Source organism: Ralstonia pickettii (assembly GCF_001699815.1).
Lineage (GTDB): Bacteria > Pseudomonadota > Gammaproteobacteria > Burkholderiales > Burkholderiaceae > Ralstonia > Ralstonia thomasii.
The window spans coordinates 215,993-240,840 of record NZ_MCGB01000057.1; the positions used below are offsets into that span (position 1 = coordinate 215,993).

The window sequence follows — 24,848 nt, forward strand, 5'->3', positions numbered from 1 at the left end:
GGTTATCCTTGTTGTTCTGGTGTCCGCTCAGCCGACGAGCTTGTGGGCGAGCCACGGCATCCTGGCCAGGCGCTGCGCTTCGTAAGCCTTGATCTGGTCGGCGTAGCGCAAGGTCAGACCGATGTCGTCGAAACCGTTGAGCAGGCAGTATTTGCGGAACGCGGTGATGTCGAACGGATACGCCGTACCGCCCGGCGTGACGACGACCTGCTTGTCCAGATCGACGGTCAGCTGGTAGCCGGTAAAGGCTTGGGTCTCGTTGAACAGGTGGTCGACCTGCGACTCCGTCAGCACGATCGGCAGCAGGCCGTTCTTGAAGCAGTTGTTGAAGAAGATGTCGGCAAAGCTCGGCGCGATGATGGCGCGGAAGCCGTACTGCTGCAGTGCCCACGGTGCGTGCTCACGCGAGCTGCCGCAGCCGAAGTTCTTGCGCGCCAGCAACACCGAGGCGCCCTTGTAACGCGGCTGGTTCAGCACGAAATCCGGGTTCAGCGGACGCTTGCTGTTGTCCTGGCCGGGCTCGCCCACGTCCTTGTAGCGCCACTCGTCGAACAGGTTCGGGCCAAAGCCGGTGCGCTTGATCGACTTGAGGAACTGCTTCGGGATGATGGCGTCGGTGTCGACATTCTCGCGGTCGAGCGGCGCCACGAGGCCGGTGTGGATGGTGAATTGTTCCATGATTGCTCTCTCTATCCTGCCGCTCAAGCGAGCTTGCGCACGTCGACGAAGTGGCCTTCCAGCGCGGCCGCAGCGGCCATCGCCGGGCTTACCAGGTGGGTGCGTCCGCCCGCGCCCTGACGGCCTTCGAAGTTGCGGTTGGACGTGGACGCGCAGCGTTCGCCCGGCTCGAGGCGGTCAGCGTTCATGGCGAGACACATCGAGCAACCCGGCTCGCGCCACTCAAAGCCCGCCGCCTTGAAGATCTTGTCGAGCCCTTCGCGCTCGGCCTGCTCCTTCACGAGGCCCGAGCCCGGCACGACCATCGCCAGCTTCACGTTCGACGCAATGCGCTTGCCCAGCTTCTGCACGACCCACGCCGCGGCGCGCATGTCTTCGATGCGGCTGTTGGTGCACGAGCCGATGAACACCTTGTCGATGTTGATGTCGCTGATGGCGACGTTCGGCTGCAGGCCCATGTACTCGAGCGCGCGCTCCATGGCGTTGCGCTTGTTCGGGTCTTTCTCTTTGTCGGGATCCGGCACGCGGTCTTCAATGCTGACCACCATTTCCGGCGATGTCCCCCAGCTCACCTGCGGGCGAATGTCTTCAGCACGCAGTTCGATCACCTGGTCGAAGTGCGCACCCTCGTCGGAATGCAGCGTGCGCCAGTAGGCGACGGCCTGCTCCCACTCCACGCCTTGCGGCGCGAACGGACGGCCCTTGATGTACTCCAGCGTGACATCGTCCACGGCGACGATGCCGGCGCGGGCGCCTGCCTCGATTGCCATGTTGCACACCGTCATGCGGCCTTCCATCGACAGCGCGCGGATGGCCGAGCCGCCGAATTCCATGGCGTAGCCCGTGCCACCGGCCGTACCGATCTTGCCGATGATGGCGAGCACGATGTCCTTGGCCGTGCAGCCGCGAGGCAGCGTACCTTCCACCTTCACCAGCATGTTCTTGCTCTTCTTGGTGAGCAGCGTTTGCGTGGCCAGCACGTGCTCGACTTCCGAGGTGCCGATGCCGTGCGCGAGCGCGCCGAACGCACCGTGCGTGCTGGTGTGCGAATCACCGCAGACCACCGTCATGCCCGGCAGCGTCGCGCCCTGCTCCGGCCCGATCACGTGCACGATGCCCTGGCGCTTGTCGTTCATCTTGAATTGCGTGATGCCGTAGCTGTCGCAGTTGGCATCAAGCGTATCGACTTGCAGCTTCGAAACCGGATCGGCAATGCCGTGCGAACGATCGGTGGTCGGCACGTTGTGATCCGACACGGCCAGGTTTGCGCTGATGCGCCACACCGGACGCTCGGCTAACTTCAGGCCCTCGAATGCCTGCGGGCTCGTCACTTCATGCAGCAGTTGACGATCGATGTAGAGGACGGTCGTGCCGTCTTCTTCGGTATGAACGACGTGATCGTCCCAAAGTTTGTCGTAGAGCGTCTTGGCCATGATGCGATCCGTACACAACGCGCCATCTGAAATCAGGGCCGTTGCGCGAGCAGTTTCGTGGGGGAGTGATCGATTATGCCACCCGGTGCATCGGGCACCGGACGTGACTGACGAAAGGGGGTTTCGCCATTTCGCGAAGGCCCTTTCCGGGCACCTCCGGCGACGTGCAACAAAAAACCCCGCCGGTTTCCCGAGCGGGGTTTCTTCAAGGCGAACAGCGTGGCTTAGCGCTTGTCGATCGACGGCACTTCGCGGGTGGCTGCACCGTTGAACAGCTGGCGCGGACGGCCGATCTTGTATTCCGGATCGGTGATCATCTCTTCCCATTGCGAGATCCAGCCCACCGAGCGGGCCAGCGCGAAGATACAGGTGAACATCGAAGTCGGGATGCCCAGCGCGCGTTGCACGATACCCGAGTAGAAATCGACGTTCGGATACAGCTTGCGGCTGACGAAGTACTCGTCTTCCAGGGCAATCTTTTCCAGCTCCATCGCCAGCTTGAACAGCGGGTCGTTATGCAGACCCAGCTCATTCAGCACTTCGTGGCAGGTTTCCCGCATCAGCTTGGCGCGCGGATCGTAGTTCTTGTACACGCGGTGACCAAAGCCCATCAGGCGCACGCCGCTGTTCTTGTCCTTCACCTGCTTGATGAACTCGGGCACCTTGTCCACGGTACCGATTTCTTCCAGCATGTTCAGCGCAGCTTCGTTCGCGCCACCGTGCGCCGGGCCCCACAGGCAGGCGATACCGGCAGCGATGGCTGCGATCGGGTTGGTGCCCGACGAGCCCGCCAGACGCACCGTCGACGTCGAGGCGTTCTGCTCGTGGTCTGCGTGCAGGATGAAGATGCGGTCCAGTGCCTTCTCCAGCACCGGGTTCACCTTGTAGTCCTCGCACGGCGTGGCAAACATCATGCGCATGAAATTGCCCGTGTACGACAGGTTGTTCTGCGGGTAGATGAGCGGCTGGCCGATGTTGTACTTGTATGCCATGGCCACCAGCGTCGGCAGCTTGGCGATCAAGCGGATCTGCGAGATTTCACGCTCGCGCGGATCATTGATGTTGGCAGCGTCCGGATAGAACGCGCTCATGGCACCAACCAAACCCGTCAGCACGGCCATCGGGTGGGCGTCACGACGGAAACCGCGCAGGAAGAACTGCATCTGCTCGTGGACCATGGTGTGATTCGTCACCACATGGTTGAACTCTTCCTTCTGCTTGGCGTTGGGCAGCTCGCCCTTCAGCAGCAGATAGCAGATTTCCATGAAATCGCACTTGCTGGCCAAATCGTCGATGGCGTAGCCGCGGTACAGCAGCTCACCTTTGTCACCATCGATGTAGGTGATCTTGGAATTGCACGACGCAGTCGACATGAAGCCGGGGTCGTACGTGAACTTGCCCGTCTGACCGTACAGCTTGCGGATGTCGATCACGTCCGGGCCAACCGTGCCCTTGTAGATCGGCAGCTCGACGCTGGGCGAGCCATCGGAAAACGATAGGGTGGCTTTCACTTCGGACGGCGTCATGTCGGTTTCCTTCTCTGCTGTTTATAAAAATGAAGTCGGGAGACTCCCGCCAGACGGATCGAGGTCGCCGGCCGGGGGCGGCTGGACCGATTCGTCTTGCGGCAACCTCTCGCGCGCCGGTTCAGACCGAGCGCAGCAAGGTCAGGACGTGCTGAATGGGGGGCACGTCGAGTTCGCCCTCCGGCTCCTTGCGTGCAAGCAGGAGATCCATCAGGTCGTTGTCGGGTAGCTCGAACAACTGCGAGAGTGCGGCAACGTCGTCATCCGACAGTTCCGTCTCGTAGCGATTGAAAAAGCGCTCGACGATGATGTCGTTCTCAAGCAGGCCGCGTCGGGCACGCCAGCGCAAACGGGCACGCTTGTGCGGATCGGACTGATGGGAGAACGTCGGAGTGTTCACAGCAACCATACTTTCTAGAAATGTGTCGCCGGAGAAACCGCTCCGGCGACACACAATGCCAAAGTGCCCTGACTCGCGCCTTACACCGCGCGGCGCACCATCAATTCCTTGATCTTGCCGATGGCCTTGGTCGGGTTCAGCCCCTTCGGGCACACATCGACGCAATTCATGATGGTGTGGCAGCGGAACAGGCGGTACGGATCTTCCAGATTGTCCAGACGTTCGCTGGTGGCCTGGTCGCGGCTGTCGGCGATGAAACGATATGCCTGCAGCAGACCGGCCGGGCCGACGAACTTGTCCGGGTTCCACCAGAACGACGGGCACGACGTCGAGCAGCTCGCGCACAGAATGCACTCGTACAGGCCGTCAAGCTCTTCGCGCTCTTCCGGCGACTGCAGACGCTCCTTCTCGGGCGGCGGCTCGTCGTTGATCAGGTACGGCTTGATCGAGTGGTACTGGTTGAAGAACTGCGTCATGTCGACGATCAGGTCGCGCACCACCGGCAGCCCCGGCAGCGGGCGCAGCACGATCTTCTCGGGCAGCTCACGCATGTTGGTCAGGCACGCCAGACCATTCTTGCCGTTGATGTTCATGGCGTCGGAGCCGCACACGCCTTCGCGGCACGAACGACGGAACGCGATCGACTCGTCGAGCTTCTTCAGCTTGACCAGCGCGTCGAGCAGCATGCGCTCGTGACCGTCAAGTTCAACCTCGTAGGTCTGCATGCGGGGCGCTGCGTCCTTGTCCGGATCGTAGCGATAGACTTCAAAAATACGCTTCATTTTTGCGGGTCCTTCTTATCCGTTAGAACGTACGCGCCTTGGGCGGCACCGATTCCACCGACAGCGGCTTCAACTGCACGGGCTTGTAGTCCAGGCGGTTGCCTTCGGAATACCACAGCGAGTGCTTCATCCAGTTTTCATCGTCGCGGTTCGGGAAGTCGCTGTGGGCGTGTGCGCCGCGCGATTCCTTGCGGGCGGCAGCCGACACCATCGTCGCCTTCGCCACTTCCACCAGGTTGGCCACTTCCAGCGCTTCGACGCGCGCGGTGTTGAACACCTTGGACTTGTCCTTCAGGTGGATGTTGCCAGCACGCTCGGCCACTTCCAGGATGCGCTCGACGCCTTCATCCATGAGCTTCTGCGTACGGAACACGCCAGCGTGCGACTGCATGTTGCGGCGGATGTCGTTGGCGACGTCCTGCGCGTACTCGCCCGAGCTCGACGAATCGAGCTTGGCCAGGCGCGACAGCGCGCGGTCGGCGGCGTCGGCCGGCAGCGGCTTGTGCTCGCGGTTCTTCAGGTTCTGCGCAATGATGTGGTTACCCGCCGAACGGCCGAACACCACCAGGTCGAGCAGCGAGTTCGTGCCCAGGCGGTTGGCGCCGTGCACCGACACGCACGAGCATTCGCCGATCGCGTAGAAGCCGTTGATGACCTCGTTCGGGTTGCCGTTCTTCGGCACCACCACCTGGCCGTGATAGTTCGTCGGAATGCCACCCATCTGGTAGTGGATGGTCGGCACCACGGGAATCGGTTCCTTGATGGCGTCGACGTTGGCGAACTTCAGGCCGATCTCGCGAATCGACGGCAGGCGCTTCATGATGGTCTCGGCGCCGACGTGCGTCAGGTCGAGCAGCACGTAGTCGCCGTTCGGACCGCAGCCGCGGCCTTCCTTGATTTCCTGGTCCATCGAGCGCGACACGAAGTCACGCGGCGCCAGATCCTTCAGCGTCGGGGCATAGCGCTCCATGAAGCGCTCGCCATCCTTGTTACGCAGGATGCCGCCTTCGCCGCGCACGCCTTCCGTGATCAGCACGCCCGCGCCGGCCACGCCAGTCGGGTGGAACTGCCAGAACTCCATGTCTTCCAGCGGCACGCCTGCGCGTGCCGCCATGCCCAGGCCGTCACCCGTGTTGATGAAGGCGTTGGTGGAAGCCGCGTAGATCCGGCCTGCACCGCCCGTGGCGAACAGCGTCGTCTTGGCTTCGAGGATGTAGACCTCGCCGGTTTCCATCTCCAGCGCGGTCACGCCCAGCACGTCGCCGTCCTGATCGCGGATCAGATCCAGCGCCATCCATTCGACGAAGAAGTGGGTCTTGGCCTTGACGTTGCGCTGATACAGCGTGTGCAGCAACGCGTGACCGGTACGGTCGGCGGCGGCGCAAGCGCGTTGCACCGGCTTCTCGCCGTAGTTCGACGTATGGCCGCCAAACGGACGCTGGTAGATGGTGCCGTCGGCGTTGCGGTCGAACGGCATGCCGAAGTGTTCCAGTTCATAGACCACGTTCGGCGCCTGGCGGCACATGAATTCGATCGCGTCCTGGTCGCCGAGCCAGTCGGAACCCTTGACGGTGTCGTAGAAGTGATAGTGCCAATTGTCTTCGCTCATGTTGCCCAGCGAAGCACCGATACCACCCTGCGCCGCAACGGTGTGCGAGCGGGTGGGGAACACCTTGGACAGCACGGCCACGGAGAGGCCGGCTTCTGCCAGCTGCAGCGATGCGCGCATGCCCGAACCGCCCGCACCGACGATCACGACGTCGAATTTGCGGCGCGGCAGCCCAGTCTTGACTGCGACCATGTCTTAAACCCTCCAGAGAATCTGAGCTGCGTAGCCCGCACAACCGACGAGCCACAGAATCGTCAACACTTGCAGCGTCAAACGCACTGCCACGGGCTTCACGTAGTCCATCCAGATGTCACGCACACCGATCCAGGCGTGATACGTGAGCGACACGAACGCCAGGAACGTCAGCATCTTCATCCACTGGTTGGAGAACAGCCCCGCCCAGCTTTGGTACGACGTGTCTTTCGAGAGCAGGAACGCCGCCAGCAGCACGACGGTGTAGACCGCCATGATCACGGCGGTGACGCGCTGCGCGAGGAAGTCCTTCAGGCCGTAGTGCGCGCCCACAACGAGGCGCTTGGGACCAATATTGTTATTTGCCATCAGGGGCTCCTCAGAACAGGCCGAACAGCTTGGCGCCGAACACGACGGTCAGCAGCAGGCTGACGATCAGCACGCTCACAGCCGACTTGGAGGCCGAAGCCTTGTCGATGCCAATATGCAGATCGAGGATCAGGTAACGGACGCCAGCGCAGAAATGGTGCAGATAAGCCCAGATGAGCGCGAGGACGACGACCTTGGCAAAACCGTTGGACAGAAGCGCCGAGAACTTGGCGAAACTGATTTCCGACGTGAGACTTTGTTCGAACAAGTACAGCACGAACGGAAGAAGAAGGAACATCAGCGCACCGCTGGCACGGTGCAGGATGGACACCTTACCGGCCCAGGGCAAGCGGTAGCGGGCGATGTCGCCCAAACCGATGTTCCTGTATACCGGCCTGGCTTTCTTGATGGCTTCTGCCATGGTCAGACCCCAATTGGCTAATCAACAAACAAAACAGCTTTGCACAAATCCGCGAGATTTTAGCGCGCTTTTGTTGCGCAGCGCACCATAAATTCCATGCGATGCGCTCCACTTTTGTGCTTCCTGCCCTCGCCAGCCAGTGGCGTGATACGGGGGCCGATTGTCCTCTCTACACCGCCTTCATGACGCGCAATACGCTGTTGCGCGCCGCACAAATCAAGACGCAGCCGAAGCGGCGACGGCCCGCATGAATCGGGCCCGGCGACGCGTCATTAATTCAATTCGTTCTGGTAGTAGTGCCGCGTCGTGACGTACAGGCCACGGCGTATCTCCACCGGTTTGTCGCCGAACGTATGCGACACGCGCTCCACTGACAGCAGCGGCGATTCAGCGGCCACCGACAGCAACTCCGCCGTGGTCGGGTCAGCGGCCACCGCACGGATGCGCTCGGTGGCACGCAACATGCGCACGCCAAACTCCGCCTCGAAAAATGCGTACATCGGACCCTTCCACTCGGTCAGCTTTTCAGCCGTCAGCCCTTTGAAGCTCGCCCCCGGCAACCAGATTTCCTCCAGCACGGTCGGCTCACCCGAAAAGAACAGGATGCGGCGGATCTGCACGACGCTGTCACCGGCCTTGAGCTCGAGCAGACGGGCGATCTCAGCCGGGGCGCGCATGCGCTTGCACTCCAGCACACGGCTGCTGGGATAGTGCTGCTCGCCCTGCTCCGGCATCAGACGCAAGAAACGGAACTGCACCCCTTCTTCGTAATGCGTGGTAACGAAGGTGCCCTTGCCCTGGCGCCGCGCGACCAGGTTTTCTGCCGCCAATTCGTCGATCGCCTTGCGCACGGTCCCCTGGCTGACCTTGTAGCGGGCCGCCAACTCCATCTCACTGGGGATCATCTCGCCGGGCTTCCACTCGCCGGCCTGCAAGCTTTGCAGGATCAGCGTCTTGATCTGCTGATACAGCGGGCTGAACGTGGGAGAGCCGCCTGCGCCGCCCGCAGAAGCGGGCGATGCGCCGCCTTCGCCGCCTGAAGGCGGCATCGCAGCGGATAGAGGGCTTGGCGTGCTCGACATAACCGCCGATTTCACCACAAAAGCGACAAAGGCGTCCAGCCCGTTTATAGAATGTCTTATGTCTTATATAAGACAGAAGATTCATTGACTTTCTAGCAAGGCCCGACCTACACTCGCGCCTGTTCCGGGCGACGGCCCACACACACGCCACGACGACGCCAAGGTCAATCGCACGTGTGTTTCCACATCGTCATGCGGACGCAGTAAACTGCGAGGCTCTTGCCGATTCTGAGCCGACCGCCCACGAGGCGCCGACCGTTGCCGGCAATGCCTGCGAAGCTGCACGGACATCCCGCCCGGATGCCCGCCGCACGCAGTGCGATCCGCTTTCACTACCGTTTGGAGAGTTCTCATGGCAAAAGCACCCATGCGCGTCGCAGTGACCGGCGCTGCTGGACAGATCGGTTACGCCCTACTGTTCCGCATCGCCGCCGGCGAAATGCTGGGCAAGGATCAGCCCGTCATCCTGCAACTGCTGGAAATCCCCGATGAGAAGGCCCAGAAGGCGCTCAAGGGTGTGATGATGGAGATCGAAGACTGCGCCTTCCCGCTGCTGGCTGGCATGCAAGCGCATTCCGACCCGATGACCGCGTTCAAGGACGTCGACGTGGCCCTGCTGGTGGGCGCCCGCCCCCGCGGCCCGGGCATGGAGCGCGCGGACCTGCTGTCGGCCAACGCCCAGATCTTCACGGCGCAAGGCAGGGCACTCAACGCCGTTGCCTCGCGCAACGTGAAGGTGCTGGTGGTCGGCAACCCGGCCAACACCAACGCCTACATCGCCATGAAGTCGGCGCCGGACCTGCCGCGCGAGAACTTCACCGCCATGCTGCGCCTGGACCACAACCGCGCCCTGTCGCAGATCGCCGCCAAGACCGGCAAGCCCGTGTCGAGCATCGAAAAGCTGTTCGTGTGGGGCAACCACAGCCCGACGATGTACGCCGACTACCGCTACGCCACCATCGACGGCAAGAGCGTCAAGGACATGATCAACGACCCGGTGTGGAACAACGACGTGTTCCTGCCGACCGTTGGCAAGCGCGGCGCCGCCATCATCGAAGCGCGCGGGCTGTCGTCGGCGGCTTCGGCTGCCAATGCCGCCATCGACCACGTGCGTGACTGGGTGCTCGGTACCAACGGCAAGATCGTCACGATGGGCATCCCGTCGAACGGCGAATACGGCATTCCGAAGGACGTGATGTTCGGCTTCCCGGTCACCACCGAGAACGGCAAGTACAAGATCGTCGAAGGCCTGGAAATCGACGAGTACAGCCAAGGCAAGATCAAGATCACGCTCGACGAGCTGGAAGGCGAGCGTGCAGGCGTGCAGCATCTGCTGTAATCCGCATGATCTAAGAAAAAACCGGAGCGGATCGGCAGCGAACCCTCCGGTTTTTTTACACCCGCATTTCGAACAAGACACAGGCGTTGCTAGCGCCGACCAACGGATACCACCCCGTGCACCCCACCGAGGTTTTGTTCCAGGACGATGCCCTGCCGGCCCAATTGCCGGTCTGCGACCACTACGCGGGCGCAGAAAAACTGATGCGCAAGTCGCTCGCCCTGCAACAAGCCCTTGGCCCCGTTTTCGATATCACGTTTGACTGCGAAGATGGCGCCGCCGTCGGCCAGGAACGTGCGCACGCCGAACTGGCCGCCGCACTCATCAATAGTGACGACAACCGCTTCAACCGCGTCGGCGTACGCATCCACGATCCGAACCACGATGCGTGGACGCATGACGTCGACATCCTTGTGGGCCTTGCCGGCCGCCGCCTCGCCTACGTGACCGTGCCAAAGATACGTGACGTCGTGGAAGTGGCGCGCGTGACCGATCGCGTCAACCAGGCCGCCAAGGCAGCCGGCATTGCGAGGCACCTGCCGATCCACGTGCTGATCGAAACGCATGGCGGGCTGGCGCAGGTGTTCGATATCGCCGCGCTGGTGCAGGTGGAATGCCTGAGTTTTGGCCTCATGGATTTCGTTTCAGCCCACAACGGTGCGATTCCAGGCGCGGCGATGGGCTCGCCCGAGCAGTTCGAACATCCGCTGATCCGCCGCGCGCTTGCCGAGATTTCGGCCGCGTGCCACGCGCACGGCAAGGTGCCGTCGCACAACGTCAGCACCGATATCAAGCACCCGGACCGCGCCGGCGCCGATGCCGCGCGTGCCCGCAACGAGTTCGGCTATCTGCGCAAGTGGAGCATCCATCCCGATCAGATCGCGCCGATCGTTTCCGCATTCCGCCCATCGCACGAAGAAGTGACACAAGCGAGCGCCATTCTGGCGGCTGCGCAGGATGCCTCGTGGGGACCGATCCAACATGAAGGCCGGCTGCATGACCGCGCGAGCTATCGCTATTGGTGGGCCGTGCTGCAGCGCGCGCACACGACCGGTGTGGAGTTGCCGGCCAACGCCGTCGCGCGATTCTTCGCGTGACAGCCACAGAGAGGAGATTCGCCATGATGGCAAATACCCATGCCAGTGCAGGCGCCCGCTTCCGCCAGGCGCTGGTCGATGAGTCGCCGCTGCAGGTGGTCGGCACCATCAACGCCAACCACGCGCTGCTGGCCAAGCGCGCCGGCTATCGCGCGATCTACCTGTCGGGCGGCGGCGTGGCAGCTGGTTCGCTGGGCTTGCCGGACCTCGGCATATCGGGCCTGGACGACGTTTTGACCGACGTCCGCCGCATCACCGATGTATGCGACGTACCGCTGCTGGTAGATGTCGACACGGGCTTCGGCGCTTCCGCCTTCAACGTGGCACGCACGACCAAGTCACTCATCAAGTTTGGCGCAGCGGCCATGCACATTGAAGACCAGGTCGGCGCCAAGCGCTGCGGCCATCGCCCCAACAAGGAGATCGTTTCTAAGGACGAAATGGTCGATCGCATCAAGGCTGCCTTAGATGCCCGCACCGACGCGAGCTTTGTCGTCATGGCCCGCACCGATGCGCTGGCCGTCGAAGGGTTCGACCGCGCCCTGGAACGCGCCGTGGCCTGCGTGGAAGCTGGTGCGGACGCGATCTTTCCCGAGGCGATGACGGAACTGTCGATGTACCGGAAGTTTGTCGACGCGGTAAAGGTGCCGGTGCTAGCCAACATCACCGAATTTGGGCAGACGCCGCTTTTCACGCGCGATGAGCTGGCATCCGCAGGTGTGTCGATGATCCTGTATCCGCTATCGGCATTCCGCGCGATGAACAAGGCAGCGGAGAACGTCTACACCGCCATTCGTCGCGATGGCACGCAACAGAACGTCGTCGACACCATGCAGACGCGCATGGAACTCTACGACAGCATCGGTTACCACGACTACGAAGCCAAGCTGGACGCGCTGTTCGCACAGAACCGCGGATGAACCGGCCAGCATCCATACCAACACAAACGAGGAGAACGGAAGGCAAAACCGCGGAGTAAGCTGCCTAGGAACGACCCAAAAAACGATGTTGATGCTTGCACGACACCCCCATTTGGCGGAGCGGTCGGGCCAGCATGTAACAGAACGTTGGGCACGGCGTCCAAATCGGTCAAAATACCGGCCGGTGTGCGAAATGCCGTGGCATTCCGTGGCCTGGCAGCCGCCTCCCCCAATCTGTCTTACCGAAGGAAACCCTATGAACAAATTCATCGTCGGCGCCTGTGCTGGCGTTCTTTCGCTGGCTGCATCGCCATATGCAACCGCCCAGACTACGCCGGCAAAGCCGGCTGCCAAAAAGGCTCCGGCCAAGAAGAAGGTCACCAAAAAGGCTGCTCCTGTTGCCGCCGCCAAGCCCGAAGGCGTGCAATGGAAGTGCGAACTCGGCAACGAGCTCTACATTACAGGCGACATGACGCGCGACCAGATCATCAAGCTGCACTGGAAGGGCAAGAACTACGACCTGCCGCGCCAGCTGACCCGCACCGGCGCCGACCGCTACTTTGACCAGAAGACGGGCTTCGACCTAGTGGTCATCCCGGCCAAGGCCATGCTGTTCGACCGCAACGAAGGCCACCGCCTGGCCGATGAATGCCAGACCGCCGAAATGGCTGCCGGCGCTCCGGCCCCGACGCAAGCCGGCGCCCTGCGCGCTCCGGCCGGCCTGCCGTTGATGATGCCGGACAGCCCGGCACCGGCACCGGCACCGGCACCGGCACCGGCACCGGGCACGGCCCAACCGGCCCAGCAGTAACGCGCTGTCGCGCAAGAGGCCCACAGGAACCGCCCATGTCCGCACCGTTTGCGAACATCCGCACGAATCCGGACAAGGTCATCGTCGACGATGTGACCTTGCATGGATGCGCCGGGCGCCTTGGGCCGGCCGTAACTGGAGCCGTCGAGCCGCATGGCACGATGGCTCCAGGCACCGCCCTCGCCGCCGCTCAGGCAATCGAGGCGCACCAAGATACCGTCGCCCGCGGCCAACGCACCCATGCGCTGCGCATGAAAATTGCCCGCGTGGACGACAAGCGTTTCACCACGAATGACCACGACGCCAAGAAGCGTTCGATCGCCCATGGCATCACCGCCCGCATCAACGGCGGCAAGGCGTTCGGCGGCGTCGTGGCGCAGTACCCGACCGGTCAGAAGCCATGTCGGTCAAGGCGTTTGCCGGTTTGTATGTGATTTGATTTTGTCGATTTGATGTGTCCGCCAGGGGTGCCCGGCACCCCGTGCAATCCTCAAGCCTTGGAGTCATGCCATGCCCCACAATCTGAAAAAAACACTCAAGGAATTTAAGATCAACGGCGGCCAGACCGGCAAGTTCCACTCCCTGCCGCAACTGGGCAAGGAACTGGGCGTGGCGATCGAGCGCCTGCCGGTGTCGATCCGCATCGTGCTGGAGTCCGTCCTGCGCAACTGCGACGGCAAGAAGGTGACCGAAGAGCACGTCGCACAACTGGCCAACTGGAAGCCGAACGCCGAGCGCGTTGACGAAATCCCGTTCGTGGTCGCCCGCGTGGTGCTGCAGGACTTTACCGGCGTGCCGCTGCTGGCCGATCTGGCCGCCATGCGCAACGTGGCCGAGCGCATGGGCAAGAACCCCAAGAAGATCGAGCCGCTGGTGCCGGTCGACCTGGTGGTGGATCACTCGGTGCAGATCGACCACTTCCGTGAAAAGAAGGCACTGGACCTGAACATGCAACTGGAGTTCTCGCGCAACAACGAGCGCTACCAGTTCATGAAGTGGGGCATGCAGGCATTCGACACGTTTGGCGTGGTGCAGCCGGGCTTCGGCATCGTTCACCAGGTCAACCTGGAATACCTGGCACGCGGTGTCCATAAGAAGGACGGCGTGTTCTATCCGGATACGCTGGTCGGCACTGACAGCCACACCACCATGATCAACGGCATTGGCGTGGTGGGCTGGGGCGTGGGCGGCATCGAAGCGGAAGCCGGCATGCTGGGCCAGCCGGTGTATTTCCTGACGCCGGACGTGGTAGGCGTGGAGCTGAAGGGCCGCCTGCGCGAAGGCTGCACTGCAACCGACCTGGTGCTCACGATCACAGAAATGCTGCGCAAGGAAAAGGTCGTCGGCAAGTTCGTCGAGTTCTTCGGCGAAGGCACGGCCAGCCTGTCTCTGCCGGACCGCGCAACCATCGGCAACATGGCACCGGAATACGGCGCCACCATGGGCTTCTTCCCGGTGGACGACAAGACGATCGACTACTTCAAGGGCACGGGCCGCACGAAGGACGAAATCAAGGCGTTCGAAGCCTACTTCCGCGCACAGAACCTGTTTGGCGTGCCGAAGGCCGGCGAAATCGACTACACCAAGACGCTCACGCTGGACCTCGGCACGGTTGCCCCGTCGCTGGCTGGCCCGAAGCGCCCGCAGGACCGTATCGAAATCGGCAATGTGAAGTCGACGTTCTCGTCGCTGTTCTCGAAGCCGGTTGCGGAAAACGGCTTCAACAAGAAAGCTGAAGATCTCGACAAGACCTTCACGACCACCAACGGCGTTGACGTGAAGAGCGGCGACGTGCTGATCGCCGCCATCACGTCGTGCACGAACACTTCCAACCCGAGCGTGCTGCTGGCGGCGGGTCTGCTGGCCAAGAAGGCCGTCGAAGCCGGCCTGGAAGTGGCGCCGCACATCAAGACCTCGCTCGCCCCGGGGAGCCGCGTGGTGACGAAATATCTGGAAGCCGCCGGGCTGCTGCCGTACCTGGAAAAGCTGGGCTTTGGCGTGACGGCATACGGCTGCACGACCTGTATCGGCAACGCCGGTGACCTGACGCCGGAGCTCAACGATGCCATCGTGAAGAACGACATCGTTGCTGCCGCTGTGCTGTCGGGCAACCGCAACTTTGAAGCGCGTATCCACCCGAACATCCGCGCCAACTTCCTGGCCTCGCCGCCGCTGGTCGTCGCTTACGCGATCGCCGGCAACGTGACGCGCGATCTGATGACCGAGCCGGTCGGCAAGGGCAAGAAGGGCAAGGACATCTATCTGGGCGACATTTGGCCGACCTCGGACGAGATCGCCAAGCTGATGAAGTTCGCGATGAACGCCGACACGTTCCGCACGAACTACGAGCAGGTCAAGAAGCCGTCCAAGCTGTGGGCCAACGTCAAGGGCACGAAGGGTCAGGTCTACGACTGGCCGAAGTCGACGTACATCGCCGAACCGCCGTTCTTCGAGAGCTTTGGCATGACGCCGGTTGCTGCCTCGGCATCGGTCAAGGGCGCACGCGCACTGGGCGTGTTCGGCGATTCCGTGACGACCGACCACATCTCCCCGGCCGGTTCGATCAAGGAAACCTCGCCGGCCGGCAAATACCTGCTGGCCAATGGCGTGCTGAAGGCCGACTTCAACAGCTATGGCTCGCGCCGCGGCAACCATGAGGTGATGATGCGCGGCACGTTCGCCAACGTGCGCATCAAAAACCTGATGATCCCGGCCAAGGCAGACGGTTCACGCGTGGAAGGCGGCGAAACGCTGTTCCAGCCGAGCGGCGAACAGATGTCGATCTACGACGCCGCCATGAAGTACATCGCCGAAGGCACGCCGACGGTCGTGTTCGGTGGCGAAGAGTACGGCACGGGCAGCTCGCGCGACTGGGCTGCCAAGGGCACGCAGCTCCTGGGCGTGAAGGCCGTCATCGCACGCAGTTTCGAGCGTATTCACCGTTCGAACCTGGTCGGCATGGGCGTGTTGCCGCTGCAGTTCAAGGGCAGCGACTCGGCACAGTCGCTGGGCATCGTGGGCGACGAGACCTTCGACATCGAGGGCCTGGACGGCGAAATCAAGCCGCAACAGGACGTCACCCTGGTCATCCATCGCGCCAACGGCGAGACCACGCGTGCGCAAGTGCTGCTGCGCATCGACACCCCGATCGAAGTGGACTACTACAAGCACGGCGGCATCCTGCCGTTCGTGCTGCGCCAGTTGCTGGCGGCTTAAGCCCTCAAGCCCCACGCTACGTTGGAGCAGACTGGAACCGGCTCTTCGGAGCCGGTTTTTTATTGCCTGCCGAATCAAACAAGGTGACGTCGCTCCCCAATCGGCGGGCAGGCTTTGGTACAGTGTGCCGAATAGGCCGCGTGATGTCTTCCCCCCCTTGGCAGCAAGCTCGCCGTCCGGCCTTGCCTGACCGTTTCATTGCTGGAGTCCCCCACCCATGGCCCAAGTGGTACTAGCGTTCATCGTCGTGGCGGCTGCCGTGTTCTACATCCTCGTCAAAGCACCGCAGACCGACGCCCCGATCCCGGCCCCGGCAGCGCCCGCTGTAGCGGCAGCGCCTGTGCCCCCGCCTCCGCCATTGGCAGCTTCCGCGCCGGTTGCCGAGCCACATCCGGCACCAGTCAACACACCGGCTGCATCCGAACCCACAGCGGTCTCCGTACCTGCGGCCGCAAGCAGCGCGGCAGCGGGAGCATCGGCGCCTGCGGCCAAGCCTTAACGTTTTTGCCCTATGGGTTTCGTAATAGGCGTCGCGCAGCGGCGTACAAGGGTAAAATGACGCCCCTTCATTCTTCCAACGAACGGTACGGCACAGCATGGCAGGATTCCGCTCCAAGGCTCCCCAACGTCTTTCCCCCGATGCAGAACGGCTGGTAGCCGATGCGCTGGCGCTGGACGCGTCAGGCAGCCGCATCGAAGACGTCTATTGGGAACAAAGGCTGTCCGAACGTCTTTCCCGGCTGCTCAAGAACGGCAGCCAGACCGCGCTCGACGCCGCGCTCGACCATCTTTTCAAGCACAACGAGGAGGCCTCCGACGTGCTCGCCGAACAGGCCGAGACACTCGCCGAATCGGCCATCCTCAGTTCGGGTGGCGTCGAATATGACGCGTTGCTGATCGCAGCGCCCATCCTGGCACACACGCGCTACATGATCCCGTCGGGCACGATCAAGCCCGAGATGGCGCAGACGCTGCAGGTACACCTGCAGGCCCATGTGATGGCCTCCAACGCTCGCGTAGCGCTGGCCCCTTACCTGTACAGCATCGATCAGCTGCCGCGCACGCATTCCGACACCTTTGCGCTCACGCACAAGCTGGCCGCCTATGCACTCTCTGGCCAACCCGCCAAGGTCGAATTGCGCGACATGCCCGAGACGGCGCCGATCCTGGCCGACCCGCGCTACCTGGTGGCAATCGTCGTGGCGCAGCACGGCCAAGCGCTGTTCCGCTGGCAGGAAGACGCCAAGGAGCACCACGCAGAGCGGTCCGCCTGCCTGGAGCAATGGCGCGAGCAGGTCACGCCGACCATCTCCATGCTGATGCCCGGCTGCGAGTTCGACCTGCTTTTGCCGGACGCCTTCTTCCTGTCCTGCCGCGAGTCCGACAAGCAGATCCGCCCGCTGACCGTGCGTGCTGCCGTCAATTACCTGCAGGGCGCGCTCGATATGCCGGCCAACCGCTTTGGCGCCATCATCGGCGCCTTCGGTGAAGAACAGATCGAGGAATACCGCGTGGCCTTCACGGTGCGCGGTGAGAAAGACCTCATCTACGGCATCGTCTGGCCTGTCTATGGCCGCGACGGTGGCGCCACGGATGTCGCCGCAGAAGGTGAACCGGGCAGCCCGCTGGAGCAGATCTGCGATGAGTTGCGCGCCTGCGGCATCGAAGACATCTTCCGCCACGGCCAGCTCTTCGAACCGGAGTACTGCGAAGACTGCGGCGCGCCGCTCTATGCGGATCGCTCGGCCGAGATCGTCCACGCAGAAATGCCGGAAGACGCGCCGACACAGCAACCGCTGTTCCATTGATCTGCGACGCACTTTGGCAAAGCCACCTTCGGGTGGCTTTTTTATTGCTCCGCCATCGTTCATATTGATTGTCGGTTTGCGTCGCACGCGCCCAACCGGGCTGCGGCACAATGACGATCTTCCGCCACATGGCATCACCGCCCGAACCCCAGGAGCCTCTCGATGACAACCCGTCCCCTCTTGTGTGTTCCCATCCGCGCCCTGATCCGCAACCTCGCCACATGCGCGCTGGCTGCGGCTGCCGCGATGCCGTTCGCCGCACAAGCCGACGACCTCCGCATCGGCCTGTCCGCCGACGTCACGTCGATGGACCCGCAATGGAACAACGCCGGCCCCAACAACGCCATGGCGCTGCATATCTTCGAGTCGCTGGTCTTCCTCGACAAGAACGGCCGCTACACGCCCGGCCTGGCCACCTCGTGGAAGCCCGTCGACGCCAACACATGGGAGATCAAGCTGCGCCCCAATGTGAAATGGAGCGACGGCACGCCGTTCACCGGCGAAGACGTGAAGGCATCGATCGAGCGTCCGGCGCGCCTGACCAACAGCCCGGGCCCCTTCACCAGCTATACCAAGTCGATTACCGAAGTACAGATCGTCGATCCGCTGACGGTGCGGTTGAAGTTGTCGACGCCCAATTACGCGAGCATCCCCAACGATCTGAACAGCCTGCCCATCATTCCGAAGAAGGTGGCCAACGCGCCGCAGGCGGACTTTGACGCGGGCCGCGCAATGATCGGCACGGGCCCGTTCCTGTTCGACCACTTTACGCGCGGGCAGGAAATCGTCCTGAAGAAGAACCCCCACTACTGGGGCCGCGTACCGCAGTGGGACAAGGTGACCTTCAAGATCATCACCGACAATGCGGCTCGCACAGCCGCACTGCTCTCCGGCGATGTGGATGTCGTCGAGGCCGTACCGGCTGCGGACGTCCCGCGCATCAAGCAGGACCCCAAGTTCCACCTCGAACAGCAGGTGTCGTGGCGCACGATTTTCTGGCAGATGGATCAGAGCCGCGATGTGTCGCCGTTCGTGACCGACAAGGCCGGCAAGCCGCTGGCCAAGAACCCGCTCAAGGACCATCGCGTGCGCGAGGCCATCGCGCTGGCCATCAACCGCGACGCCATCGTCAGCCGCGTGCTCGAAGGCCAGGGCGTGGTGGCCTCGAGCATCGTGTCACCGCAGATCTTCGGGCACCCGGGCGGCAAGCCGATCGCATATGACCCAGCACGCGCCAAGAAACTGCTTGCCGAGGCCGGCTATCCGGACGGCTTCGGGCTCACGCTGCACGCCACCAACAACCGCTACCTGAATGACGCGCAAGTCGCGCAAACCACCGCGCAGCTGCTCACGCGCATCGGCATCCAGACGAAGGTTGAAACGTTGCCGGTGGCGGCGTATTTCTCGCGCGCGCGTCAGGGCGAGTTCTCGTTCATGATGCTCGGCTGGGGCTCGGTGGCCGCCGATGTGGCGCTGCGCAGCATTCTCGGTACGCCCAACGCGCAAACCGGCTACGGCTCGTGGAACTGGGGCCGCTACAGCAACCCGGAACTCGACAAACTGGTACAGACGTCGCTCTCAACGGTCTCGAGCGAACAGGCACACGAGCAGGCTGCCAAAACTGCGGCACGCTTTGCGCAGACCGACTACGCGATCATCCCGTCGCATCACCAACTAGCGACGTGGGCCATGCGCAAGGGCATCCGCTACGAGGCGCGCACTGACGAATGGTCGCTCGCGTGGTTGTTCACCAAGCAATGATGATCGCTTGGTAACGAACACCGTGCCGTAACGCGCCGTTACGGCAAATTCGCCTGATGTGCCGCATTGGGGACGCATTGGGGTAACTAGCAGGAACTTTCGTCCTTAGCTTTCCTCTATCATGGCGATTTCCACGCCGACACCCTGTAACTCGTGATGTTGCGACCCAAACTACTCTGTCTCGGCGTCGTCGCTTTGCTGGCCGCCTGCTCCAACCTGCAGACTGAACCGACCGATGCGTCGGCCCAGGCCACCAACGCCACGCCGAGCACCACCGCCGCGCAAGCCAAGCCGGCCGTCCTGCCCGCCCCGACCACGCCGCCCATCGTCTTCGGCTCGACCGATGGCAGCGGCACCACGACGGTCAACCTGCCCTCCAAGGACAAGATGAGCTTGTCCGAGTACCGCGCACAAACCCGTGACCGCCTGATTCAATCGGAAGGTGCCCGCCCCGACGTGGCCGACTGCGCCGCACACGCGAGCTGGATCATTCCGCGCTCGACCAATTTCGACCAGTTCCGCCTGCCAACCGGTGCGCTCTCCAACGACCAGGCCAAGGTCGAGCCATGGGACTCGCGCTTCTCGTCGAGCAAGCAAGGGGCGATCAAGGTGTCGAGCGTGGTCAGTTTCAATGCCGCCGTGCACAAGCGCGGCACGGGCAATGACCAATGGGAGCCCGTGCGCGTGCGCTGCGGGTATCACGAAGGGATGATGCTGGCGTATGAGCTGCTCGACGCCAATGGCCAGCCATTCGCCGCGCCGGCCGCTGCGCCCTCGTCATCAGCAGCGCGCACGCACTGCCGCCGCGGTCATCGCTGCACGACGAGTGCGGCGGCACACGGCAAGACCACCGCCAAGGGCAAGGCCTCGTCAAAAGCGACGGCCAAGTCAGCCAAGGGCAGCGGCACAGCCAAGACCAAGTCGACCACGGCAAGCAAATCCACCGCCAAGTCGACGGCAAAGAAGACGACGAAGAAGTCGTCTTCCAACTAAGCGCAACGCGCCGCCCACACAGGCGGCGCAGCGTTTGTCTTCAGCCGAGATACTCCAGGATCGCCTGCAGCCGCACCCAAAGCGGCGCTGCGGGCGCCGTCCCAGCCCACGCGTGCGTCGGGCAGGTCGGCGTTGTCCTTGAACGGCATTTCCAGCGTCAACGACAGGCAGCCATAGGTGTGGCCGATGTACTTGGAGGCGAGCTTGAGCGCGTCTTCGTTGTACCTGCTGGCCTCGTAGCCGTATCGCGTCTGGAAATCCGGTGATGCCCGCAGGAAGGCCGCGACAAAGCGGTCCTGATCGGCACGCTGTGCATCGGTAAAGCCGGGCAGCATTTCACTGCCGGCCACAAACACATAAGGCAGCGCCTCGTCGCCGTGGATGTCGAAAAACAGGTCGACGCCGGTTTGCTCGATGGCCTGCCGCACAGCCAACACCTCGGGACTGCGCTGCGCGTCGGGTTCCATCCACTCGCGGTTCAGGTTGGCGCCTGCGGCATTGGTGCGCAGGTTGCCCAGGGACGAGCCATCCGGGTTCATGTTCGGCACGATATGGAAGACGGCGCGCTCGGCGAGCACACGGCCGATGGGATCGCCGCGCCAGACACCCTGACGCGTCAGGCGTGCGAGCAGCCCTTCAACGAACCATTCGGCCATCGTCTCGCCCGGATGCTGGCGCGCGATGATCCACACGTTTTTCTTGCCGGGGCCGGGTTCACCGACGGTGATGCTGGTCATGTCGCGGCCCTGCACCGTTTGCCCCAGGCGCTGCGTGCGCACGCCCGGCTGCGTTTGCGCAGCGGCCACGAGCGAAAGGTGTCGCTCGTCCGAATACGGCTCGAAATAGGCAAACCAGATGCTGTCGTGCTCGGGCGTCACCTCGACCGTCAACGTCTTGCCGTCATAGCGGGTCGGCACACGAAACCAGTGCTCGCGGTCATACGAGGCGACGGCGCGGTAGTCCTTCCAGCCGGAGGCGTAGGTGCATTCGCCGGCGTTTTCCAGGGCCAACTTGCAGGCCTGGCCCTGCACGCCTTGCAGGCGAAAGTGGAACCACTGCGTGAAGTCAGCGTGCGAATCGCGGCGAATGCGCAGGCGGATGGCATCGGCGCGTGCGGCATCGACGATTTCGATGGCGCCGCTGTCGAACGCGCTGGAGATGTGCGGTTGATTGGCAGTCATGTCAGATCCTGCGATCAGGTGAGCTTGCGGCGGAAGACCCAGCGCTCGTCGTCGGAATCGGCAGCGGCAAAGGCATAGCCGTCGACATCGAACGCCTTGAGCTTGCGCGGATCGGTGATACGGTGCTCGATCGCATAGCGCGCCATCAGACCGCGCGCACGCTTTGCGTAGAACGAAATGATCTTGTACTGGCCGTTCTTCCAGTCTTCAAACACCGGCGTGACGATGCGCGCCTTGAGCACCTTGGGCCGCACCACCTTGAAATACTCTTCCGACGCGAGATTGACGAGCACGGCGTCGTCGTCCTGCTTGAAGAGCTCGTTAAGCGCGAGCGTCACGTCATCGCCCCAGAAGGCGTACAAATCCTTGCCGCGCGGATTGGCAAGGCGCGTGCCCATTTCCAGGCGATACGGCTGCATCCAGTCGAGCGGACGCAGCACGCCGTAAAGCCCCGACAGAATCCGCAGATGCTTCTGCGCGAACTGCAGATCGTCCACCGCCAGCGAGTTGGCATCGAGCCCGCCGTAGACATCGCCGTCGAAGGCCAACGCGGCCTGCTTGCTGTTTTCGGCAGTGAATTCGGGCGACCAATCGGCATAGCGCGTGGCATTGAGCGCCGCCAACGGGTCGGAAATGTGCATGAGCGTGCCGATCTGGGCCGGCGACAGCTTGCGAAGCACGTCAATGAGTTCTGCGGAGCGCTCGATGAAATCGGGCAGCGTGTGGGTCTTGGTGCGCGGCGGCGTGTCGTAGTCGAGCGACTTGGCCGGCGAGAGGACGATGATCATGTCAGAATCGCGGTTCACAAGTCTGGAATTGTATCGAATGGCAGACGCTGCCGCCCTCGCCCACTCCACCCAGGCTCCGGCCCCGCGCGTGGTGCTGGACTCCAACATCTGGGTCGACATCCTGATCTTCGACGATGCGGTTGCGCGCCCGATCCGCGCTGCGCTGGAAGCCGGCCGGCTGGACGCCATCATCAGCCCCGCCTGTCGCGAAGAACTGCGCCGCGTGCTCGGCTACCCGCAATTCGCCCGGTACGCCGTCGACGCGAAAGCCGCACTCGCGTGGGTCGATCGCGTAACCCGATCCGTCGCCGATCCTGAAGACGCGGCCCGCGTGCAAGGCGAAGCGTTCGTCCCGCGCTGCAAGGATCGCGACGACCAGAAATTTCTCGCGCTCGCCGATGCCGCCGACGTTGCCTATCTCGTTTCCAAGGACCGCGCCGTGCTCAAGCTCAGGCGCCGCATGGCCAAGTATTGCGACGTGGCGGTGTTGCCACCCAAGCAGTTCGTCGCGCTGGTCCAGTTGGAAAACGCGTCCCTTGCTGCAATCCCAAATCAAGCCTGAAGCCGTCTTGTCATGACCACTGTTGAATCGCTCGCGCCCATCGCCCCGCCGCCGTCGCGGCTACCGAATGTCGGCACCACCATCTTCACCGTGATGTCTGCGCTGGCCGTGGAAAAGCAGGCCGTCAACCTGGGCCAGGGCTTTCCTGATTTCGATTGCGATCCGCGCATCGTCGATGCGGTGTCCGACGCCATGCGCGCCGGCCTGAACCAATACCCGCCGATGACCGGCGTGCCCGCCCTGCGCCAGGCCATCGCCGCGAAGATCGCCAATCTGTACGGCCACGCTTACGATGCCGACCGCGAGATCACCATCACCGCCGGCGCCACGCAGGCGCTGCTGACCACCGTGCTGTGCTGCGTGCATCCGGGCGACGAAGTCATCGTCTTCGAGCCGACGTACGACAGCTACATCCCTTCGATTGAACTGGCGGGCGGCAAGGTTGTGCCGATCACGCTGAACGCGCCGGACTTCCGCATCCCGTTCGACACGCTGGCCGCGGCCATCACGCCGCGCACGCGTCTGATCATGCTGAACACACCGCACAACCCGACCGGCACGGTCTGGCATGCGGACGACATGCGCAAGCTCGCCGAGATCCTCGCGCCGACCAACGTGCTGCTGCTCTCCGATGAGGTGTACGAGCACATGGTGTACGACGGCGTGCCGCATGCCTCGGTGGCGCGCATTCCCGAGCTGGCGCGGCGCGCCTTCGTGGTGTCGAGTTTCGGCAAGACGTATCACGTGACAGGCTGGAAGGTCGGCTACGTGGCCGCGCCCGCCGCGCTCATGGCGGAATTCCGCAAGGTGCACCAGTTCAACGTGTTCACCGTCAATACGCCGATGCAGCACGGCCTGGCAAGCTACATGGCCGATCCGCGTCCATACCTGGAGTTGCCGGCGTTCTATCAGCACAAGCGCGACCTGTTCCGCGCGGGGCTGGGGAAGACGCGCTTCAAGCTGCTGCCCTGTCAGGGCACGTACTTCCAGTGCGTGGATTACAGCGCCATCTCCGATCTGCCCGAGGCCGAGTTCGCCAAGTGGCTGACGAGCGAGATTGGCGTGGCGGCAATTCCCGTGTCGGCGTTCTACTCGCAGCCGCACGAATCGGGCGTGGTGCGCTTCTGCTTCGCCAAGAAAGACGAAACGCTCCAGGTTGCCCTGGAGCGTTTGTCGAAGGTGTAAAACCGTAAGGCCGAGGCCGATCAGCGCTTGCTGGCGTAGTGCGCAAGCATCTGCTCGAGATTGGCCTTGCTGTCTGCCCGCACTTTCTGCACGTTGGGATTCTCGGCCATCTTGGCCAGGTAAGGCTTGACGCCTTCGACCTGCGCCAGCAGGTCTTCACCGTAGATGATCTTGGTGGCCTGACTCACCAGCGGGAAGTGCACGATGGCCGCGCAGTCGGCGATGGTGAACGTGTCGCCCGCTACGTAAGGCGAGAACTTGAACAGCTTGGCCGCCGCCGGGATGTTCTTCTGCAGTTGTTCGCGCACCTTGACCTTCAGGTTGTCGCTGATCTTGCCGCCGAAGAACGCTTCGGGAAACAGCTGGCGCGCGACCAGTTCCAGATGCAGCTCCAGGAACGTGACAATCTCACGCACCTTGGCCGCCTTGAACGGATCGGCCGGAATCAGCGGATGTTGTGGGTAGCGCGCCTCCAGGTAATCGAGGATGACCTGCGATTCGCACATTCCACCGTCCTCGCCCACGAGATACGGCACCTTGTGCAGCGGCGACACCTCGCCGTCGGTCTGGTCCGGCCAGCGCAGCGATTCCTCGAACGCAATCCCCTTCTCCATCAGCGCGAGCTTGACCTTGTTGTAGTAGTTGCTCGCGGCAAAACCGTATAGCGTCAGCATGAACCCATCTCCTTGGTAATT

Annotated in this window: 23 protein-coding genes and 1 pseudogene; 12 read left to right on the forward strand and 12 right to left on the reverse strand. The window is 62.9% G+C overall.

What is annotated here, in order from left to right; translation table 11 throughout:
- Nucleotides 1–27 precede the first annotated feature (27 nt).
- The 9 genes from leuD to BEK68_RS08920 all read right to left on the reverse strand — a co-directional run bounded on the left by leuD (nt 28) and on the right by BEK68_RS08920 (nt 8,459).
- Nucleotides 28–678: a 3-isopropylmalate dehydratase small subunit gene (gene leuD / locus BEK68_RS08880; protein ID WP_004634429.1), complete on the reverse strand. Its 651-nt coding sequence runs from the start codon at nt 676–678 to the stop codon at nt 28–30.
- Between the two features lie 23 nt (nt 679–701).
- A complete protein-coding gene (gene leuC, locus BEK68_RS08885; protein WP_012436026.1) occupies nt 702–2,111 on the reverse strand; it encodes a 3-isopropylmalate dehydratase large subunit in 1,410 nt (469 codons plus the stop codon).
- A gap of 224 nt (nt 2,112–2,335) precedes the next feature.
- The gene (gene gltA, locus BEK68_RS08890) at nt 2,336–3,637 is read right to left on the reverse strand and encodes a citrate synthase (RefSeq protein WP_004634431.1); all 1,302 of its coding nucleotides are present in this window, start codon (nt 3,635–3,637) and stop codon (nt 2,336–2,338) included.
- Nucleotides 3,638–3,758: 121 nt separating this feature from the next.
- The gene (locus tag BEK68_RS08895; protein WP_012436027.1) at nt 3,759–4,046 is read right to left on the reverse strand and encodes a succinate dehydrogenase assembly factor 2; all 288 of its coding nucleotides are present in this window, start codon (nt 4,044–4,046) and stop codon (nt 3,759–3,761) included.
- Between the two features lie 71 nt (nt 4,047–4,117).
- Nucleotides 4,118–4,819 carry a succinate dehydrogenase iron-sulfur subunit gene (locus BEK68_RS08900; RefSeq protein WP_009241007.1) on the reverse strand — a complete coding sequence of 234 codons (702 nt, stop codon included), beginning with the start codon at nt 4,817–4,819 and terminating at the stop codon, nt 4,118–4,120.
- Nucleotides 4,820–4,841: 22 nt separating this feature from the next.
- Nucleotides 4,842–6,620 (reverse strand): succinate dehydrogenase flavoprotein subunit, encoded by a 1,779-nt coding sequence (gene sdhA / locus BEK68_RS08905; RefSeq protein WP_012430370.1) that lies wholly within the window; start codon nt 6,618–6,620, stop codon nt 4,842–4,844.
- A gap of 3 nt (nt 6,621–6,623) precedes the next feature.
- Nucleotides 6,624–6,989: a succinate dehydrogenase, hydrophobic membrane anchor protein gene (gene sdhD, locus BEK68_RS08910; RefSeq protein WP_004637532.1), complete on the reverse strand. Its 366-nt coding sequence runs from the start codon at nt 6,987–6,989 to the stop codon at nt 6,624–6,626.
- A 10-nt stretch (nt 6,990–6,999) separates the two neighbouring features.
- Nucleotides 7,000–7,410: a succinate dehydrogenase, cytochrome b556 subunit gene (sdhC, locus tag BEK68_RS08915; protein ID WP_012436028.1), complete on the reverse strand. Its 411-nt coding sequence runs from the start codon at nt 7,408–7,410 to the stop codon at nt 7,000–7,002.
- Between the two features lie 272 nt (nt 7,411–7,682).
- Nucleotides 7,683–8,459 carry a GntR family transcriptional regulator gene (locus BEK68_RS08920; protein WP_004636459.1) on the reverse strand — a complete coding sequence of 259 codons (777 nt, stop codon included), beginning with the start codon at nt 8,457–8,459 and terminating at the stop codon, nt 7,683–7,685.
- 385 nt (nt 8,460–8,844) lie between these two features.
- Here BEK68_RS08920 and BEK68_RS08925 point away from each other — a divergent pair, with 385 nt between their 5' ends.
- The 10 genes from BEK68_RS08925 to BEK68_RS08965 all read left to right on the forward strand — a co-directional run bounded on the left by BEK68_RS08925 (nt 8,845) and on the right by BEK68_RS08965 (nt 20,437).
- Nucleotides 8,845–9,831 carry a malate dehydrogenase gene (locus BEK68_RS08925; RefSeq protein ID WP_012436029.1) on the forward strand — a complete coding sequence of 329 codons (987 nt, stop codon included), beginning with the start codon at nt 8,845–8,847 and terminating at the stop codon, nt 9,829–9,831.
- Between the two features lie 116 nt (nt 9,832–9,947).
- The gene (locus BEK68_RS08930; protein ID WP_012436030.1) at nt 9,948–10,928 is read left to right on the forward strand and encodes an HpcH/HpaI aldolase/citrate lyase family protein; all 981 of its coding nucleotides are present in this window, start codon (nt 9,948–9,950) and stop codon (nt 10,926–10,928) included.
- Between the two features lie 23 nt (nt 10,929–10,951).
- Nucleotides 10,952–11,848 (forward strand): methylisocitrate lyase, encoded by an 897-nt coding sequence (gene prpB / locus BEK68_RS08935; protein ID WP_012436031.1) that lies wholly within the window; start codon nt 10,952–10,954, stop codon nt 11,846–11,848.
- A gap of 256 nt (nt 11,849–12,104) precedes the next feature.
- A complete protein-coding gene (locus tag BEK68_RS08940; RefSeq protein WP_012436032.1) occupies nt 12,105–12,659 on the forward strand; it encodes a hypothetical protein in 555 nt (184 codons plus the stop codon).
- 35 nt (nt 12,660–12,694) lie between these two features.
- Complete coding sequence (locus tag BEK68_RS08945) at nt 12,695–13,093, forward strand: 2-methylcitrate dehydratase (protein ID WP_012436033.1); 399 nt, start codon at nt 12,695–12,697, stop codon at nt 13,091–13,093.
- Nucleotides 13,094–13,169: 76 nt separating this feature from the next.
- Entirely contained in the window at nt 13,170–15,875 is a 2,706-nt protein-coding gene (gene acnA / locus BEK68_RS08950; RefSeq protein WP_012436034.1) for an aconitate hydratase AcnA, read from the forward strand.
- A gap of 217 nt (nt 15,876–16,092) precedes the next feature.
- Entirely contained in the window at nt 16,093–16,374 is a 282-nt protein-coding gene (locus BEK68_RS24795; RefSeq protein WP_012436035.1) for a hypothetical protein, read from the forward strand.
- A 97-nt stretch (nt 16,375–16,471) separates the two neighbouring features.
- Nucleotides 16,472–17,683, forward strand: a complete 1,212-nt coding sequence (locus BEK68_RS08955) for a DUF2863 family protein (RefSeq protein ID WP_004636476.1) — start codon at nt 16,472–16,474, stop codon at nt 17,681–17,683.
- A gap of 162 nt (nt 17,684–17,845) precedes the next feature.
- Nucleotides 17,846–19,444, forward strand: coding sequence for an ABC transporter substrate-binding protein (locus tag BEK68_RS08960; RefSeq protein ID WP_012436036.1), 1,599 nt, complete (start codon nt 17,846–17,848; stop codon nt 19,442–19,444).
- A gap of 156 nt (nt 19,445–19,600) precedes the next feature.
- Nucleotides 19,601–20,437: a BspC domain-containing protein gene (locus BEK68_RS08965; protein ID WP_012436037.1), complete on the forward strand. Its 837-nt coding sequence runs from the start codon at nt 19,601–19,603 to the stop codon at nt 20,435–20,437.
- 40 nt (nt 20,438–20,477) lie between these two features.
- Here BEK68_RS08965 and BEK68_RS08970 read toward each other — a convergent pair.
- A pseudogene (locus tag BEK68_RS08970) lies at nt 20,478–21,618 on the reverse strand (M14 family metallopeptidase).
- Between the two features lie 14 nt (nt 21,619–21,632).
- On the reverse strand, nt 21,633–22,406 hold the full coding sequence (yaaA, locus tag BEK68_RS08975; RefSeq protein ID WP_012436039.1) for a peroxide stress protein YaaA: 774 nt from the start codon (nt 22,404–22,406) through the stop codon (nt 21,633–21,635).
- A 37-nt stretch (nt 22,407–22,443) separates the two neighbouring features.
- On the opposite strand from yaaA, the gene BEK68_RS08980 reads away from it, so the two are divergent.
- On the forward strand, nt 22,444–22,968 hold the full coding sequence (locus BEK68_RS08980) for a putative toxin-antitoxin system toxin component, PIN family (RefSeq protein WP_012436040.1): 525 nt from the start codon (nt 22,444–22,446) through the stop codon (nt 22,966–22,968).
- A 12-nt stretch (nt 22,969–22,980) separates the two neighbouring features.
- Nucleotides 22,981–24,153 carry a pyridoxal phosphate-dependent aminotransferase gene (locus BEK68_RS08985; RefSeq protein ID WP_004636488.1) on the forward strand — a complete coding sequence of 391 codons (1,173 nt, stop codon included), beginning with the start codon at nt 22,981–22,983 and terminating at the stop codon, nt 24,151–24,153.
- A gap of 20 nt (nt 24,154–24,173) precedes the next feature.
- On the opposite strand, the gene BEK68_RS08990 is transcribed toward BEK68_RS08985, so the two are convergent.
- Complete coding sequence (locus BEK68_RS08990) at nt 24,174–24,827, reverse strand: glutathione S-transferase (protein WP_012436041.1); 654 nt, start codon at nt 24,825–24,827, stop codon at nt 24,174–24,176.
- Between the last annotated feature and the right edge of the window lie 21 nt (nt 24,828–24,848).

Coding starts and splice junctions, on each gene's coding strand:
- leuD (WP_004634429.1), bottom strand. CDS start 678: ATGGAACAATTCACCATCCACACCGGCCTCGTGGCGCCGCTCGACCGC.
- leuC (WP_012436026.1), bottom strand. CDS start 2,111: ATGGCCAAGACGCTCTACGACAAACTTTGGGACGATCACGTCGTTCAT.
- gltA (WP_004634431.1), bottom strand. CDS start 3,637: ATGACGCCGTCCGAAGTGAAAGCCACCCTATCGTTTTCCGATGGCTCG.
- BEK68_RS08895 (WP_012436027.1), bottom strand. CDS start 4,046: ATGGTTGCTGTGAACACTCCGACGTTCTCCCATCAGTCCGATCCGCAC.
- BEK68_RS08900 (WP_009241007.1), bottom strand. CDS start 4,819: ATGAAGCGTATTTTTGAAGTCTATCGCTACGATCCGGACAAGGACGCA.
- sdhA (WP_012430370.1), bottom strand. CDS start 6,620: ATGGTCGCAGTCAAGACTGGGCTGCCGCGCCGCAAATTCGACGTCGTG.
- sdhD (WP_004637532.1), bottom strand. CDS start 6,989: ATGGCAAATAACAATATTGGTCCCAAGCGCCTCGTTGTGGGCGCGCAC.
- sdhC (WP_012436028.1), bottom strand. CDS start 7,410: ATGGCAGAAGCCATCAAGAAAGCCAGGCCGGTATACAGGAACATCGGT.
- BEK68_RS08920 (WP_004636459.1), bottom strand. CDS start 8,459: ATGCCGCCTTCAGGCGGCGAAGGCGGCGCATCGCCCGCTTCTGCGGGC.
- BEK68_RS08925 (WP_012436029.1), top strand. CDS start 8,845: ATGGCAAAAGCACCCATGCGCGTCGCAGTGACCGGCGCTGCTGGACAG.
- prpB (WP_012436031.1), top strand. CDS start 10,952: ATGATGGCAAATACCCATGCCAGTGCAGGCGCCCGCTTCCGCCAGGCG.
- BEK68_RS08940 (WP_012436032.1), top strand. CDS start 12,105: ATGAACAAATTCATCGTCGGCGCCTGTGCTGGCGTTCTTTCGCTGGCT.
- BEK68_RS08945 (WP_012436033.1), top strand. CDS start 12,695: ATGTCCGCACCGTTTGCGAACATCCGCACGAATCCGGACAAGGTCATC.
- acnA (WP_012436034.1), top strand. CDS start 13,170: ATGCCCCACAATCTGAAAAAAACACTCAAGGAATTTAAGATCAACGGC.
- BEK68_RS24795 (WP_012436035.1), top strand. CDS start 16,093: ATGGCCCAAGTGGTACTAGCGTTCATCGTCGTGGCGGCTGCCGTGTTC.
- BEK68_RS08955 (WP_004636476.1), top strand. CDS start 16,472: ATGGCAGGATTCCGCTCCAAGGCTCCCCAACGTCTTTCCCCCGATGCA.
- BEK68_RS08960 (WP_012436036.1), top strand. CDS start 17,846: ATGACAACCCGTCCCCTCTTGTGTGTTCCCATCCGCGCCCTGATCCGC.
- BEK68_RS08965 (WP_012436037.1), top strand. CDS start 19,601: ATGTTGCGACCCAAACTACTCTGTCTCGGCGTCGTCGCTTTGCTGGCC.
- yaaA (WP_012436039.1), bottom strand. CDS start 22,406: ATGATCATCGTCCTCTCGCCGGCCAAGTCGCTCGACTACGACACGCCG.
- BEK68_RS08980 (WP_012436040.1), top strand. CDS start 22,444: ATGGCAGACGCTGCCGCCCTCGCCCACTCCACCCAGGCTCCGGCCCCG.
- BEK68_RS08985 (WP_004636488.1), top strand. CDS start 22,981: ATGACCACTGTTGAATCGCTCGCGCCCATCGCCCCGCCGCCGTCGCGG.
- BEK68_RS08990 (WP_012436041.1), bottom strand. CDS start 24,827: ATGCTGACGCTATACGGTTTTGCCGCGAGCAACTACTACAACAAGGTC.